The 16,277-nt window shown below is 41.3% G+C and carries 15 protein-coding genes; 7 read left to right on the top strand and 8 right to left on the bottom strand.

Going from position 1 to position 16,277, the window contains the following annotated elements; genetic code table 11:
* Positions 1 to 297 precede the first annotated feature (297 nt).
* The 3 genes from gltS to VCA1004_RS11370 all read left to right on the top strand — a co-directional run bounded on the left by gltS (position 298) and on the right by VCA1004_RS11370 (position 3,895).
* The gene (gene gltS / locus VCA1004_RS11380; RefSeq protein WP_086981268.1) at positions 298 to 1,521 is read left to right on the top strand and encodes a sodium/glutamate symporter; all 1,224 of its coding nucleotides are present in this window, start codon (positions 298 to 300) and stop codon (positions 1,519 to 1,521) included.
* 69 nt (positions 1,522 to 1,590) lie between these two features.
* Positions 1,591 to 2,949 (top strand): MDR family MFS transporter, encoded by a 1,359-nt coding sequence (locus VCA1004_RS11375; protein WP_086981419.1) that lies wholly within the window; start codon positions 1,591 to 1,593, stop codon positions 2,947 to 2,949.
* A 40-nt stretch (positions 2,950 to 2,989) separates the two neighbouring features.
* Positions 2,990 to 3,895 carry a 1,4-dihydroxy-2-naphthoyl-CoA synthase gene (locus VCA1004_RS11370; RefSeq protein WP_086981267.1) on the top strand — a complete coding sequence of 302 codons (906 nt, stop codon included), beginning with the start codon at positions 2,990 to 2,992 and terminating at the stop codon, positions 3,893 to 3,895.
* 125 nt (positions 3,896 to 4,020) lie between these two features.
* On the opposite strand, the gene VCA1004_RS11365 is transcribed toward VCA1004_RS11370, so the two are convergent.
* The 4 genes from VCA1004_RS11365 to VCA1004_RS11350 all read right to left on the bottom strand — a co-directional run bounded on the left by VCA1004_RS11365 (position 4,021) and on the right by VCA1004_RS11350 (position 8,130).
* Positions 4,021 to 4,998: an ArsA family ATPase gene (locus tag VCA1004_RS11365; protein ID WP_086981266.1), complete on the bottom strand. Its 978-nt coding sequence runs from the start codon at positions 4,996 to 4,998 to the stop codon at positions 4,021 to 4,023.
* Between the two features lie 45 nt (positions 4,999 to 5,043).
* Positions 5,044 to 5,307: a cory-CC-star protein gene (locus VCA1004_RS11360; RefSeq protein WP_086981265.1), complete on the bottom strand. Its 264-nt coding sequence runs from the start codon at positions 5,305 to 5,307 to the stop codon at positions 5,044 to 5,046.
* Position 5,308: 1 nt separating this feature from the next.
* Positions 5,309 to 6,988, bottom strand: a complete 1,680-nt coding sequence (locus VCA1004_RS11355) for a carbon starvation CstA family protein (RefSeq protein ID WP_086981264.1) — start codon at positions 6,986 to 6,988, stop codon at positions 5,309 to 5,311.
* A gap of 245 nt (positions 6,989 to 7,233) precedes the next feature.
* Positions 7,234 to 8,130 (bottom strand): helix-turn-helix transcriptional regulator, encoded by an 897-nt coding sequence (locus VCA1004_RS11350; protein WP_086981263.1) that lies wholly within the window; start codon positions 8,128 to 8,130, stop codon positions 7,234 to 7,236.
* 55 nt (positions 8,131 to 8,185) lie between these two features.
* On the opposite strand from VCA1004_RS11350, the gene VCA1004_RS11345 reads away from it, so the two are divergent.
* Together VCA1004_RS11345 and VCA1004_RS11340 are read left to right on the top strand one after the other, a co-directional pair.
* Positions 8,186 to 9,580 carry an MATE family efflux transporter gene (locus VCA1004_RS11345; protein WP_086981418.1) on the top strand — a complete coding sequence of 465 codons (1,395 nt, stop codon included), beginning with the start codon at positions 8,186 to 8,188 and terminating at the stop codon, positions 9,578 to 9,580.
* Between the two features lie 181 nt (positions 9,581 to 9,761).
* On the top strand, positions 9,762 to 10,058 hold the full coding sequence (locus tag VCA1004_RS11340) for a hypothetical protein (protein WP_086981262.1): 297 nt from the start codon (positions 9,762 to 9,764) through the stop codon (positions 10,056 to 10,058).
* 176 nt (positions 10,059 to 10,234) lie between these two features.
* Here VCA1004_RS11340 and VCA1004_RS11335 read toward each other — a convergent pair whose 3' ends face one another.
* The 3 genes from VCA1004_RS11335 to VCA1004_RS11325 all read right to left on the bottom strand — a co-directional run bounded on the left by VCA1004_RS11335 (position 10,235) and on the right by VCA1004_RS11325 (position 11,691).
* Positions 10,235 to 10,957: a YebC/PmpR family DNA-binding transcriptional regulator gene (locus tag VCA1004_RS11335; protein ID WP_086981261.1), complete on the bottom strand. Its 723-nt coding sequence runs from the start codon at positions 10,955 to 10,957 to the stop codon at positions 10,235 to 10,237.
* 107 nt (positions 10,958 to 11,064) lie between these two features.
* Positions 11,065 to 11,274, bottom strand: a complete 210-nt coding sequence (locus VCA1004_RS11330; protein WP_086981260.1) for a DUF3283 family protein — start codon at positions 11,272 to 11,274, stop codon at positions 11,065 to 11,067.
* A gap of 219 nt (positions 11,275 to 11,493) precedes the next feature.
* Positions 11,494 to 11,691: a PA3496 family putative envelope integrity protein gene (locus VCA1004_RS11325; RefSeq protein WP_086981259.1), complete on the bottom strand. Its 198-nt coding sequence runs from the start codon at positions 11,689 to 11,691 to the stop codon at positions 11,494 to 11,496.
* A gap of 691 nt (positions 11,692 to 12,382) precedes the next feature.
* Between VCA1004_RS11325 and VCA1004_RS11320 the strand changes: the two genes are divergently transcribed.
* Positions 12,383 to 12,643: a hypothetical protein gene (locus tag VCA1004_RS11320; protein ID WP_086981258.1), complete on the top strand. Its 261-nt coding sequence runs from the start codon at positions 12,383 to 12,385 to the stop codon at positions 12,641 to 12,643.
* Positions 12,644 to 12,967: 324 nt separating this feature from the next.
* Here the strand turns inward: VCA1004_RS11320 and VCA1004_RS11315 are convergent, their stop codons facing one another.
* Positions 12,968 to 14,944: a replication initiator protein RctB domain-containing protein gene (locus tag VCA1004_RS11315; protein WP_086981257.1), complete on the bottom strand. Its 1,977-nt coding sequence runs from the start codon at positions 14,942 to 14,944 to the stop codon at positions 12,968 to 12,970.
* A 604-nt stretch (positions 14,945 to 15,548) separates the two neighbouring features.
* Here VCA1004_RS11315 and VCA1004_RS11310 point away from each other — a divergent pair.
* Positions 15,549 to 15,743, top strand: a complete 195-nt coding sequence (locus VCA1004_RS11310; protein ID WP_086981256.1) for a hypothetical protein — start codon at positions 15,549 to 15,551, stop codon at positions 15,741 to 15,743.
* Positions 15,744 to 16,277: the final 534 nt, after the last annotated feature.

Below are 16,277 nucleotides of genomic sequence, written 5' to 3'. Positions count from 1 at the left end.
AAATGAAAGCAAGAAATTATACAAAATACTAAGTACTAAACTTTCAAAGACGTCATAATATTGAAAACTTCGTGTCAATAATTCAGTCAACATCAAATTATGTCCGTGTGATAAACATAAGATCAAAGTAAAACTCTAATGACATCACAGATAATGTGAATTAATCGTCACCACTTTCTTACATCCTATGTTTACAAAGCATTTGAACAATATACGCACTAATCTGCGGTTTTCATTGTTCCTATCCTTTGACACGGTCTGCATTTTTTTCTTATTTTTACTTTTATAAGGCAGTATATGAATACAGTTTATCCTGTGAATTCTGTCGAGTCTTTTTTACTCGCAATTTTTGTTTTATTACTCGGCCACTTTATCAACACCAAAGTGCCTTTTTTATCGAAATATCAAATCCCTGAGCCGATCGTTGGTGGCTTAATCGTAGCGGTGATCAGTACCATCCTGCACTTTAATCACATCACTTTAGAGTTTGATTTACCGCTTGAGCATACCCTCATGTTGTTGTTCTTCACGACCGTGGGCTTATCAGCCAGCTACACTCAGCTATTAAAGGGCGGCAAGAAGGTATTCATCTTTCTCGCGGTCGCCTCTATTTACATCATTATCCAAAATGCGGTGGGGGTGACGTTAGCTGAACTATTAGGTTTAAATCCTTTACTTGGGTTAGTTGCCGGCTCGATCACGCTATCTGGTGGGCATGGAACTGGCGCGGCTTGGGCAAGTACCTTTCAAAATAACTATGGCTTAAATACGCTCGAGTTTGCGATGGCTGCCGCGACATTTGGTTTGATTGTCGGCGGGATTATTGGTGGCCCAGTGGCACAACGTCGCATCCAAAAACATAACTTAGAGTCGGAGTATGGCGCTGGGGATAAACACCATGACAGCTTCCCTGATGTAGTGACCTATAATGATCGTGAAGAAGACCGCGTCTGCGCTTATCGAGTCGTAGAAACCTTATTTGTCATGTTGGTGTGCGTAGTGGGTGCTATCTACATTGAGAAATGGGTGGCCGCACTCAATATCGGTTGGTTAAAAATTCCTGATTTCGTCTATGCGTTATTTTTAGGGGTGATCATTACCAATATTTTTGAAGTCTCAGGTAAATACAAGCTCAATACCGACACCGTGGATATCTTAGGGACGGTATCACTGTCGCTATTTTTAGCCATGGCATTAATGAGCCTACAACTGTGGGAAATTTTCTCACTCGCCATTCCATTACTGATCATTCTTTGTGCTCAAACAATCATTCTAGGGTTATTTGCCTATAACATTACCTTTAGAGTCATGGGTTCTAACTATGATGCCGCGGTGATTACCGGTGGTCACTGTGGTTTTGGTTTAGGAGCTACGCCAACGGCCGTCATGAATATGGGTGCACTGGTTACCCATTACGGCCCATCCCCACAAGCATTTATGGTGGTGCCGATTGTTGGGGCTTTCTTCATTGATATTGTTAACTTGATTATCATCCAAGGTTACTTATCTTTTATTGGTTAATATGTTTATTTTGACTTTCAAGGACACATTGTGACTGAGCAAAAAACCGTTTCTCCACAAAAAATCTTCATGAGTGTCGCGCTGGTTATTGCGCTTGGCTCTTTAGAGAAAAGTATCGTCACGACCCCATTACCGATTATTGGGGATGCTTTACAAGCTGGAAATGCGCTCACTTGGGTGGTAACGGCTTACTTGCTTGCGGCCACTGCGGTGTTACCTGTCTATGGCAAACTCAGTGATATCTTAGGTCGAGTCAAAATGCTCTACATTGGGATCACCTTATTCATCATAGGCTCTACCGCTTGCGGCTTTGCGCAAGATTTACAAACCTTGATTGTCTCACGCATTATCCAAGGGATCGGCGGCGGCGGCCTCATTGCCCTCGCCTTTACCGTGATTGCGGACTGTATTCCCGCCCGAGAAGTCGGTAAATACCAAGGTTTTATCTCCATGGTTTATGCTGTCTCAAGTATTGCTGGGCCATTATTGGGGGGTTACTTTGCCGAACACCTCTCTTGGCGCTGGGTTTTTTGGATTAATATTCCCTTAGGCTTAATCGCTGTATTCTTGATTCGTCGCAACCTGTCTCATTTGAACAAAAAGCGCGATTCTAAATTTGATTGGTTTGGCGCGCTGATGCTGATGTTGTGCTCCACCAGCTTATTATTGTTACTCTCTCCCGAAGCAGAATTACCAATGCTGTGGACGGGAGGGGCATTTATTGCATCTATTGTCATGCTCATCATTGTGGAACGTCGCGTCTCTGATCCTATGTTACCGGCAAGATTAGCCAAACTGCCAAATTACCTCATCTGCATCTTACTCATTCTTTGTTCGCAATTGCTGATGTTTGCCATTTTGGTGTATTTACCGATGCAAATGCAGTGGCAACGGGGTTTATCAGCCTCAGCCAGTGGTGAAATCATGGTGATCTTTATGTTTAGTATCACCGCAGGAGCGTACATTGGCGGCAAGTTGGTGAATAAATCCGGTGAAACTAAACGTTATGCCATCTTTGGTTTTGCCTTTGCCGCCTTGAGTTTTGCCATGATCCAGCAACACTTCTATCCCGCCATTGCCTTAGGTTTAGCAGGTTTTGGTATCGGATTTACTTTGCCCTCTTTAGGCGTGGTAGTGCAAAATGTCCTGCCAGCCAAAGATCGTGGTATTGGCATGTCATTATTTAATTTTGGCCGTGAGTTAGGTGGGGCTGTCGGTGTGGCAGCGTGTTCAACCATGTTCCAATATACGCTTACGCAAAATGGCGTTAAAAAAGCCAACAGTCTCGCGGAATACAGCCATGATGCACTCGCCTCTGGCTTTACCGCGATTTATTTACTGATGGCGATCATGGCGATTGTTGCTATGTTTATTACGCTGTTCGCATTAAAAAAACAAACACTCTCAACTGAGATTAAACAAGATTAATACAATTCCGTATTCATACGTTAGATAAAGGTCTGTAATCATGAATAATCAGGTATCGGATATATTCCACCCAGAAGACTGGCAAGAGGTTGAAGGCTTTCACTTCGAAGATATCACTTACCATCGTGCCGTCGACGCCGGAGTGGTACGCATTGCTTTTAACCGCCCAGAATGCCGCAATGCCTTTCGACCAAAAACCGTCGATGAATTATATTGCGCACTTGAGCATGCTCGTATGTGGAGCGATGTCGGTTGCGTTCTGATCACAGGTAATGGACCAAGCGCTCGTGACGGCGGTTGGGCTTTCTGCTCTGGTGGCGATCAACGTATTCGTGGTAAAGATGGCTATAAATATGAAGGCATGCCACAAGACCAAATTGATCCAGCAAAGCTTGGCCGTTTGCATATTCTCGAAGTCCAACGCTTAATTCGCTTTATGCCAAAAGCAGTAATTGCCGTTGTCCCAGGTTGGGCAGCGGGTGGCGGCCACTCCTTACATGTTGTCTGTGATTTAACCTTAGCGTCCAAAGAGCACGCGGTCTTCAAACAAACCGATTTAGATGTCGCAAGCTTTGACTCAGGCTACGGCTCTGCTTATCTTGCCAAAATGGTAGGCCAGAAAAAAGCCCGTGAAATTTTCTTCTTAGGCTTAGATTACAGCGCACAAGATGCATTTGAAATGGGTATGGTTAACAAAGTCGTCCCACACGCCGAGCTTGAAAAAGAAGCGCTCGAATGGGGTAAAATCATCTGTCAAAAATCACCAACTGCGTTACGCATGATGAAGTTTGGTTTGAATCTCACCGATGATGGCATGGTTGGCCAACAAATCTTTGCTGGTGAAGCCACACGCTTAGCTTATGGTACAGATGAAGCACAAGAAGGTCGTGATTCATTCTTAGAAAAACGCCCAAAAGATTTCTCTAAGTTCCCATATCATTACTAGTTTCTAGTTTCTAGTTTCTAGTTTCTAGTTTCTAGTTTCTAGTTTCTAGTTTCTAGTTTCTAGATAATAAAATAAAAGCGCCGAATAAGGCGCTTTTATTTTATTAAGAATACCAGATATCAATATTAAGATAGAGCCAAAAACTTCTGCAGTTTTTCTTCCCCTACAATATGCTCTGATTGTAGATAAATGCGGTATTTCGGTACATGAATATTGCGCTCTATTTCCACCAACACTTCTTGTTGTAATTGATAACGCTGTAACCAAAATGGGTGTTCACATAACTGCTCATCAATCACTTGATTCACTACCACCCCCGCACAATTGAGATTCACTTTTTCAAACTGCTCTAAAGTACGAACCGTTTCATATAAAGGTAATTTTTCAGGGATCATCACTAACACAATCGCAGTAAAATGTTCATCATGGATCCGATCACGAGCATGTTTAAAGAGGTGTTTTCTTTTTTCTAACTGTCTTAAAGCTTGTTGCCACGGGGCTTGCTTCTCTTGATTAAACGGATTTGCAGTTTGGTTATCCGCTCGTTGCCAGAAACTTTGCGCCGCTTCTTTGTGCTTATGCTGTTTCTTTTGTTGAGCAATCAATCCATCGGTCCACGCCGACATCATTTCAGGTAATACCAACAAGCGTAAGGTGTGCCCGGTTGGTGCAGTATCAAATATCAAATGATCATAACCTAGCTCTTCAAAGCGCATCAGGTAATCACACATGGTTTCCAGTAAAGCGGCTTCTTGGCCTCCTGGGGCATCTTTAGCAAGCTCTAATTGTTGCTGCATTTTAGGCCGCATATCCGGCTTTGTGTATTGCGCTACTTGATGAGCAATACGATCAAAATGTCGCTCACTTATAGCTTCAATATCCAGTTCTAACGCCGATAAATTGGGCGCGACCCGATGAATTTCACCATTGAGTTTTCGCCCTAAAGCATCCCCTAAGCTGTGAGCCGGGTCGGTCGAAATCACTAAGACTTTTTTACCATCAAGTGCAAGTTTGTGCGCTAAACTGGCAGCGGTCGTCGTTTTCCCAACCCCGCCTTTACCGCCAACAAAAATGACTTTTTTAGTGGATAACGTGTCTAACATCAACACCTTCCTTTATTATTAAGCGAGTACCTTCATAGAGCCTCATCAACAGCATCCAAAATGATCGATCGGTGATTTTTCCATTCCCATACGGATATGCCACTCATGGAAAGCTTCCAAAAAGAAAGGCTGTAATTCCAAAGTATAAAAGCTGACTGGATTATCTAAGCCTAAGCTTTCGGCAAAAATCAGCAGCATGAAAAAATCTTCTTCATCCTTATAGGCTCGAGTTAAGCTTCGTCGGTAAGGGGCATGATAAAACTCATCAAGCCCCTTTGAAAAAGCATCAAATCGCTCTTTCCAATCCATATTACGACTCTTCTTTCACTGCTTTATTACCCCAGTTCTCTTTGAGTGCTTTAAAGCATTCCAGGCAAACTAAAATGGTCGCGACTAAAATAATGATATCGAGCCCAAGTAGTAAATAATCGCCTTTCAGATAAAAAGCTTTCAAGTTAACGATTAAGGCAATAAGCGTCATGAATAATAAGAACACCATCGGAATCAAGGTGTAATACACTGCGCGGCCTTTTTTCAATAGCATCACTGAAATAATCAATAAAGTAAGGCCAGCCATTAATTGGTTTGTGGTTCCAAATAATGGCCAAATCAATAAACCACCAGAACCGTCAGAGCCTTGTCCAAAGGTTAATAACAAACAGGCTAAAACCGCAAAACTGGTGGCAAACAAGCCTTTTTTCATCGGCTGAATATTGTACATCTCACCCCATTCTTGGAAGATATAACGCAACAAGCGTACGCCAGTATCCATCGTGGTTCCGGCAAATAATGCCACCATCACCGCTAAAATGGTTTGAGAAATCGTTGGCGAAATGCCCACACCTAAATTGACAATTGTCGCTCCACCTTGCACAAAGGCACCAGCACCACCTTGTCCATAACTTTGATAGATTTCTTTCCATGCATCGAGTGAAGAAAAGCCCGCACACACGGCAATAATGGTCGCTAATGCCAACATCCCTTCGCCTAACGCACCAAAATAACCCACAAAGCGCACGTCTTTTTCTTTATCAATTTGTTTTGAAGTCGTCCCGGAAGAAACCAAGCCATGGAAGCCCGAAATCGCCCCACAAGCAATGGTCACAAACAACAATGGAATGATGGATGGAGTATCGGCAGGCACGTCATCATTGAGCATTGGGGCGACCATTTCAGGTTGCAGCATCAAGACCGATGCGTACAAAATGGCTAAGCCAATGAATAACTGCAATCCGTTAATATAATCACGAGGCTGTAACAGTACCCAGACTGGCAACATTGAAGCGATAAAGGCATAAGCGTAAAGGATTAGGATCCACGTCGTTTTGGCAGGTAATCCAAAGAAGGCACCATCAGGGATCACGATCGGCATTAAAGTGCCCACATAGATCAAACTATATAACGCCAACACGCCAACAATCGACACCCACACCAGTGACATTTTATAACGATAGATACATTGCCCAATGACCGCTGCCACCACTAACGCTCCCCAAACCGGGATCACCGCGGTAGGATTAGAGATCATAAGCCCCGCAATCACCACACCAAAGGCGGTATTAACCATCATCAGTAGCAAGAATACAACGATCATGAGTACCGATTTCGCCCGATGTCCAACCACGGCTCCGGCAACCGCCCCCATAGATTGACCACGGTTACGCACACTCGCCCAAATGGCGGCCATATCATGTACCCCCGCGAGGAAAACCGTTCCCAATACCACCCAAATAAAGGCCGGTAGCCAGCCCCAAATTACCGCGATCGCAGGTCCAACAATGGGGGCTGCGCCAGCAACAGAAGTAAAGTGATGCCCCCAAAGAACGTATTTATTGGTCGGAACATAATCCACCCCATCTTGAAATTCATGGGCTGGGGTTTTGAAATCATCGGATAGCTTTAAAATGTGTTTGGCTATGTAAAGGGAGTAAAACCGATATCCGGTGAACATGGCCGCCAGTCCTACCACCATTAATATGAGGGCATTCATAAATAGCTCCTTCTATTTCTCGTCATTTAATTATTAGAAAACCGCAGCAATAGAAGGCCAAATGAATATGAAAGGATGCCAATATCACTACGATAATGACTCAATACGACCAGATTTGAGTGAAATTATTATTTTGTTACTAATGTTAGATTAATGAAAGCATAACGTTATGCACTAACTATTTATTGCGAAAGTGAGTTAGGTAACAAAATCTTGCGCCTTTTTTATACAACTGAGATGCGTCTCTACTCTTGGGAATAGCAACAACTTTTGCGATATTCTCGCGGGGAGATGCCATAGACTCGACGAAAGCGGTGCGTAAAGTTATACGGGTCGGGATACCCTAAACGATGGGCGATCATGGTAATGCTCCAATCTCGATGATGAAGCAGGTCACAAGCCTTTTCCATTCTCAATTGGATTAACTTTTGGCTTGGAGAGCATTGATAAAGTTGTTTTGAAAGACGATTTAGTTGCTCTTCACTTAAAAAGCTACGTTGAGCGATTTCCTTTACGCTCCAAGGTAAATGTAACTGCGCTTCGACTTGGGTAAACACACGGTGCACTCTCATCGCCGCACTGCTTGGGTTATCTTCAGTCGAGCCCATCAAAATCCGGCTCAACTCACTTAACAATAATTGACGAAACGTCGCCCGGCCATGAATTTCGTTTTGAGTTAAATTCAATAATGACCAAACCGATTCAGCCAAATGACTGCTCTCCACTCTTTGTTCACTGAGTGCAATGGTCTGCCACTTGCCACTAGGGGGTAATAAAACCCAAGCCATTTTCCAATAAGCATGCTCACCCAGCTCAAAACGAAATGGTAGGCCCTGAGGTAAAACCGTCACACTATTAGGCTGAATCGCATGCACCCCATGGCGAGTATAAAGACAGCCTCCTCCTTCCAAAGTAAATAAAATAGTATGAATTTCAGGCTCACGTCGCTCCACAGAATAAGCTTCTCTAAAATCTCCTAGCCCAGCCATGGCAATCTCTTCATGTTTTAGTTCAGGGATTTCTGACAACACCATAAAGCGCTCTTTACAAGCCGAAGCCAAATAGACCTCATCTTGCCATTGCCGATTAAACAATGCCTCTGTCTTGACGGATTTGCACAGGTTTTTAGGGGTTTTAAACATGTTGGTTTATCCCGAGCTCTTTTATATTGCCTACGGATTTAGCGAGGAAGCCATTATGTCCATTCAATCACAGTCAGATACGCAAACCAATCACGAACACTGTCAATTGCCGAGTCGATTATTCTCTCGTGTGATCAAGCTCGCTTTTCCAGTGGCACTACAAAGCGCTTTAGTCGCCATACTCGCCTTAGCGGATGTTTTGATGGTCAGTGATTTTGGACAAACCGCTACCGCCGCCGTGGGTATTGCCTCTCGTTGGCATTTTGTGGCAATTATGATCATGGCTGCGCTCGCCACCGCAACCGGCACCTTGGTCTCACAATACTGGGGACGCGATGATAAAGAAACCGCGAAAACCATTACCATGCAATCGCTAAAATTCGGATCCATGATCATGATCCCTGTGACGGTCTTGATGGTGGGTTTTGGCTCTCAAATCATGCGCTTACAAACAGACGATCTGCTCGTGATCCAACAAGGAGCGGATTACTTATTATACAGCTTACCACTCTTGATGCTCACTCATTGGGTGATCACCGCAGAAGCTAGCTTACGCTCTAGTGGTAATGCCGTGCTGCCATTGATACTTGCCGCCATCACGATTGCCATTAATATTGGTTTAAATTTTTGGCTGATCCATGGCGGTTTAGGAGTACCGGCACTAGGGGTTGCTGGAGCGGCACTTTCCACAACCATCGCCCGTGTGGTGCAAGTGACCTTAATTTATGGCGTCTTACGTTATCAAAAACACTGGTTAATCATCAGCGACTATCAAAAAAATAATCCTCGTTTATGGCAATCTTATCAACGTTTAGCCGTCCCTAATGCCTACAATGCGGTGTTATGGGCATTCGGTACACTGACGTATCAAATGATTTACGGCCACATGGGTACAACCGAATTAGCCGTCTATAGCATGATTGGCCCATTTGAAGGGCTCTGCTACGCCATTTTTATGGGAATTTCAGTCGCTTGTTCTGTGTTACTCGGACAAGCATTAGGACGAGATGAATATCGCCAAGCAAGAGCCATGTCGAAATTCTTTATCAAGTGCATCATTGGCATGGGAATCTTTACTTGCGCACTATTATTGCTACAACGCGATAATGTGATTCGTTTTTTAGATTTAAACAGCCCAAACTTTGCAGGCATTGCCGACCCCGCTTTCATTGTCATGAGCTTTGCTATCATCATACGTATGCTCAACATGCTGATCATCAATGGAATTTTACGTGCTGGTGGAGAAAACCATTTCTGCTTACGCATGGACTTTATCGCGATGTGGATGGTTGGCCTGCCTCTTACCGCTTATGGCGCATTTATTGCTGAACTCAGTTTTGCTTGGGTTTATTTATTGATGATGTCAGAAGAAATCGTAAAATTGGCTCTGTGCTTTAACCGTTACTTACAAAGAAAGTGGTTAAACAACTTAACCATAGCCACAACTTAACCAGAACCACAGCTTAATCAGTGATCACAATGGGCATTTCAATGAATCAAAACAGAGATTAAAAACCCAGAGATAGAAACCTATCGCAAAGTGACCTTTCTGTTCATAATCGCAGTTGGATTTTTATCTAAGCTCAGCCATGGTAGCAATATTCGTTCACTTGGCTGCCAATAGGTTTATCATGAAAAAAATGGCTTTTGTTATCATATTAGGGCTGGCTATTTGGCAACTTTTTTACCAAGCCCCTCCACAGCCAGAGCGTGATAATATTCCTAGCATTGCGAGCTTTTTCCATCTTGATGACACAACAAGCGGTAATACCACCACACGTACTCTCTCTAACTTTGCTTGTGATAGCCGTCAGTTATGTCATGAAATGACCACTCAAGCTGAAGCCGCCTTTTTTTATCAACACTGCCCTGACCAACAACTTCAACTCGACCCCGATGGCACACCTTGTGGGCAATTTTTCGAATAACGTTTAGAAGGTAATACAGTTAACCTCAGCTGCGGATAACTAGAAATCACTCTTATCCGCAGTAGAGGTTATTTAAGAGTAATAACCTTATCGTACTGATTCTCTGGGCATCACAAAGAAAACAAAAAAAACCGCCAAGCGATTAGACTTGGCGGTTTGTATATCAATAAAATGAATTATTCTGGTAATTCAGCGTTATGATAAACCTGCTGAACATCATCACAATCATCTAACATATCGAGGAATTTTTGGAATTTCTCCAAATCTTCACCAGAGATCTCAGTATGTGTTTGAGGAACAAAGGTGATTTCTTCGACATCGATGGTTAAATCTGGGTATTCTTCGTTCAGTGCAGTTTTAGCTTTGAAAAATTCCGTATGAGGAGCAAATACAGTAATCACACCATCTTCGAGTTCAATATCCGTCACATCAACATCTTGCATCATCAATGCTTCTAATACTGATTCTTCGTCTTCACCTTTAAATTGGAAAACCGCTTGGTGATCAAACATGTGAGCCACAGTACCTGGGCTACCAATTTTAGCACCCGTTTTCACAAAACACTGGCGAACGTCTTGGAAAGTACGGTTACCGTTATCAGTTAAACAATCAACGATGACACTTGCGCCACCAGGAGCAAAACCTTCATAACGAGCTGGTTGGAAGTCTTCACCGCCACCACCACTCGCTTTATCTAAAGCATTCTTAATGACGTGAGCCGGTACATTATCTTTTTTGGCTTTAGCAATAAGGTGCTTAAGCGATAAGTTCATATCAGGATCGACGCCACCATTTTTTGCAGCAACGTAAAGCTCTTTACCGTACTTAGAATAAACTTTAATTTTTGCGCCTGCCGTTTTTGCCATAGAGGCCTTGCGCACTTCAAAACTTCTTCCCATGGGAGTGTTCTCTCTGGTTCTATTTAACGCGTTATATTGCTCATAAGAGTTTGCGTATCGATATTGCTTTCAAGACAAACAATATCCTATCTCTTATGAAGACAGATTTAGGCTACACCCATCATCCGTTTGTATTTTTGTACTGCCTGCTCAAAGAACATTCGCTCATCTTCATCTCGAATTTTTTGTGCTTCTGAGAGCAATAAATCAGGCCCAGCTTTGGCTTGCTTTATTTGCCAAACCGCATAAGAAGCTTGCTTATCTAATTCGATTTTATTTTTCTCTGCAGGGGGCAATAAAGATAGATTTACAGACATAATCTCGCCTATGCTCAGAGTCATCAACCGAAGAAATATACCATAGCAGCAGCCAAATGATAAAAAGATATTAATGGGTTTACAGTGTAAATTAACGACGGCTGATCATTTATGGTTAATTTCCACTCAAGAGTACCAAGCCCGAATGTAATAAACAAAAATACAGGAGCGATAAGGCGTCCTGTATTTATCAAGTATGGAAAATGAACTCGAATGAGATTAGTGAAGTAAACCTAATTCTCTTGCTTCTTCGAGAGTCAATCCACTTTCTCTAATTTCCCTTAGCATTTCAATTCGACGACGGGCTTCCGCACTTTTCATTTGTTTAGGCGTCGCTTGCGTCGCTGAGTCTTCATTATGCTCCCAATTGGTTGCAATTCCTGTCATGTCATCATGATCAATAGAATTAATCGACATAAATACCTCCAGAAAATCATGGTGGAAACAAAATGGATATTAAGCAGAAGCACATCCACTTGTTAAGTAAATAAAATACAGAGTGTGATTAGCGTCTAGTTATCTATTGAGGTTAAATAGCTTGCAGATAAATCCCCTTTTACCCTTCTCATAAGGTGGCGATTTTCCGCTTCGTGACTTCCCGTCATGAAACCAAATACCCTGATAAATAGACCTCTAACTCAGCATTCAGAAACAAGTTCGGTATTCCCTATTATTTACCACTTTTGTTTCTAGGCAACTGGGTTTTACATCAAAGTCTTGACAAGAAGAAAATGAGACTCACTCTCGCTTTCTCGCTCGTTTTAAGACCTTTATCTAATAATAAATAGCAGATTGGCGCATTTTAGGTAAATTTTTTTTTCAGGCAATACCCAAGCGATAAAATTTTCGCATTGTGATGAAAATGGCCTCCACCTTGAGTGAAAAATGTCGGTTCAAGCACTCTTCTTTATTTCTCTCAGGCTTTTCATTGTGTTGCTCTTAACGCTTTACTCTTACGGCTGAGTTAAATTTGCTTTTTATTTGTCTAGTAAAGCGTTGAGCTTAAGATAACCCATCTATGGACAAAGTTTACTGGGAAAACCTGCAACTGGGTACTCAGAGCCGTCTACACTGAACAAAGGCAATGATGTAGACAGGAGGCACCCGAATGGAACTCAATACTTGGTTATTTCGCCTAAAACAACAAAATACCGATATTTACAATGTCTCAGAGTTGGTCAACTTAATTCATCACCCGCCAAGCTCCTTGTGGGAAAACCATCAATATCAAGCGGTGGCAAGCTGGTTAGAGGGCTGCCTAAAGCTGTCACATTATTTTGAAGATTTAGGACACCATCAATTGGCTTATCAATACATTCAAATGGCCTATGCCCGTTTGCAGCGTATTGCCGTTGATCCACATAGTTAATTAAATTTGAGATATTGGAGCGCTGCCAATTTAGATCAATTGACCGTGGCAATGATTGAGTTCTGCCAAAAACAACGAGATTGGAATAATGAGAGTAAACAAGCCATTGAATTGCATATTGCCTTTATGACAACACTAGGAGCATTGAATATGAGAGAAGATCCCAGAATAATCTAGAACGATGATCAAGGCCTTGATCATCGTTTCGAAAGCATGACCAGCCACCTTGATCATGCTTTCGATAATAGAAAAATCAGGAAGAAAAAAGATCTTAATTAAGAATAAAATCTATAAACTTCAATAGGTTATATTAATTTAGGTTCCTTATGATACATTTGCCATTTCATCCAAAGCGCGCATCACGGTTTCGTCTAAATGCCCTTCAAACACTTGTTTACAGACTTTCCGTCGGACCGCTAAACCACCAATTAACTTCTCCATTGAAAGATGTTTAGATTTCGCTTCTTGATTAAATAACTCTATCGTTTTACTCAATGTCTCATAAGGTAATACATTCTCACCCACACGCAGCCAATCGAGCTTGCTCATCAGCTCATCACACTCTTCTTTAATCGAAGCAAAGGGATGGCCTGTCATAGCTGAGAGAGCCGTTATACTGCGTTCTAGTGCCTCTGGTGAGGTATATTTGGATAAAGTAATGGTCAGCTCATCAGCATTAATTTCAACTAAGTGCTTTTTAAGCTTCACACGACGCCCTAAGCGACCACGAGGTGACGGTTCTTTACGTTGAATAGGCTCAAATTCGCCATCGATCACTTCAGCAAGCTCTTGCAGTTTTTGCTTTGAAACCAACTCATGACGTAAAGGGTTTGGCAATGTAGGCGCCATATTACGTTTACCTGCATTGGTGGTACGCGCTCTTGAAAAACGCAGAACCTCTTCAGCATCACAACGGATATTGATTTGATAATCCTGAACTTTTCCTTTATCCATGATCGATGTGATCGTTAAGTGATAACCCCAAAGATTCACAATAAAAAGATCCTCAGTGGCTTTACCTTCGGATAATTTGCGTAATTCTCGAATAAGATCCATCGAAAAACGACGCCATTCAATGTTACGCGCGAGTTTTTGATTGATCTCACTTAGCAGCATGGATTCGGTTAAACGACGCACCAGACGGCTACGGAAGAAGGTATATAACTGGAACACCAGTGTATGTTGTTTCAAGATTTCTGGAGGAAAGAGAAAGAAATAATCTTTGGTCAATAGTTCTTCGAAAAATGAAGGTTCCCATACAAGAATATACAGGTTTGGTTTGATCCTAATTTCACCAGTTGCACTTTCTGTTGGCGCTTCATCTGAGGCCGTAATGGTACGGGCAATGAAACGGAAGCGATCACTTTTAAATCCTTCTGGCATGTTTTCACTCAGCCAACGGCCAGTTAATTCATGTAACTGGAAATCGGTAAATTCAATACGATCAATACTGTCACGAATAGAATCACGAGCAGGTCCACTGTCTTTTTTACCCCGTAACGACAAAATATCCGTGATGTATAACGGCGTTTTATTCGGCATTTGACGCGCATTAACATGATAATCATCTTGATGATAGTCATGATATTGCACCGTTAAGGTAAACAGGGCAAATAAAGTCATAAGATCATCGACCGTCATGATATTCTTCGATGATCGTGTTTCAATGATCGCACGAGTTCCCGAGATCGATACCATTGATTTTTGGTAATTTTTTCTCGTTCTTGGCGGCGCAAGTGCTTGATCAATGATCCCAGCCCAATTCGTTGGTGATACTACGAATTGATCGGCTTCGTCACGCATTGCTGGTGGAGTATATAAACCATGCTCATGCAATAATTGTCGATTAACTTGAGTTTGCGCTAATGCTTTTGAACGTTTTTGTTTTTCAGTTTGCCTAGAAGATTCTGATTTTAAGCTCGTAGAACCTAAAATTGAGATCAGTTGATTTGGGTTCACGAATGAATGAAGCATGGTTTTACCGGCTAACCCTTCTTCAAATTTTACCGGCGTTTGGCTAAATAAACCAATCGATACCGCTGCACGTAGTCGTTGTTGAATGGCTGCACGGGTTAATTGGCCATCTGTCGCTTCAATTAATTCGGTTGTGGAGACTAAACCATCTTTACTCGATAAACCGCGTAGGGAAATGAGGTTTAATAATTCAACAATGCTTTTGGTGACACCTTTGAAATGTTGATATTGTTCGATCCAATCGATGATATGTTCCGAGATTTCAAATAAATGACCATCTTTATGGTTTCTCGGAAGTTTGATCAAGATCTTTTCTTGGCTAGGCATATCAATTCCATTTGTCATTGGATGTAATTTTAATATAGTTCCTAGAGAATAAAGAAAAATGATCAAAAAAGAAAGTAAAAAAAAGTCTTTTTTATAAAACTGATCTTTATGTTTATTTGATCTTAAATGTTTATATGATCTATTGATCTGTTTAATAAAATCCTCGTAAGTTACTGATGTTTATTTGTATTTTTTTTATAACATGGAAAGCATGATCATCGAATCCCTAGAACCATGATCATAGATGCTATGAAAGCATGATCAATTTCATTCAGAAGCATGATCATTATTTTTTTGAAGCATGATCATCTTGCTTTTGAAACGATGATCACTAGCTATAGACAAGTTATCCACAGTTATTGTTGTGATATTCACTTTTTGAGAGCAATCTTAAGAAAATAGTCACTGGAAAGATGATCAAGTATGAGGCTTTATTTTCATTTTTCTGGATTATAGAAGCATGATCATGGGTAAGATATAATCTAATTCATTGATTTACTCTTTGATTTGTCATTTGGACTGACAAGCATTGTAATCTATACAAGGCTTTCCATGCTTCCGGGAGATTTCATTACTTGATCATTGATCCAGAAAAGATCATAAGATGAAAAGTCTAATTGACATCAATTTACATGATCATGCTTCTGGTTTTGATGATTTCTTGCCGTTTTTTTGTGTTTTTCGATTTTTTGTTGTTATGGCATTTTTCTTGTTAGCAAGAGGCTTTTTAAGGAAACATGATCAAGGCTATCCGCCATTAAGCGCTATTAAAAAGCAGGTTACGGTTGCTTATATTTAATGATAATTAACCCTTTTCTGTTTTTCTTTGGTACTTTTACTATCAATTTCATATTGATATTCCAACTAAAGGAACAAAATATAACGCTCCCCTCCCCTCTTAATATTAGGATTTAATCGGTTTTTTGTTTAATTAGTTGTGCTGACACGCTGAGACTTGATAATTTCTAGTGAATCAGTGAATCAGTGAATCAGTGAATCAGTGAATCAGTGAATCAGTGAATCAGTGAATCAAATGGTTATTTATATTAATTGATAATACATTGGCCGTAATTTATTCCATTTAAATAATCGTTCCGGATAAATTGATTATTTACATTGTAAATAAGTGACACCGTAACACTTTTAAAGTTTAAACTTAACCGGGCTTTTATCTTTAAGAAATAATGCAATTAAAGTCACATTTTTATGCAAAAATGGCAAAAATGAACAAAAGAGGCGTTTTGTTATAATAATATGAAATGTGCAGCTAATCATTGTTTTAATGGTTTTTTGCTGTACAATTGCATTTAATTCAAGTTGATTGGACGAACTG

It is taken from the genome of Vibrio aphrogenes (assembly GCF_002157735.2).
Lineage (GTDB): Bacteria > Pseudomonadota > Gammaproteobacteria > Enterobacterales > Vibrionaceae > Vibrio > Vibrio aphrogenes.
This window is presented reverse-complemented; position numbering and strand designations above follow the sequence as displayed.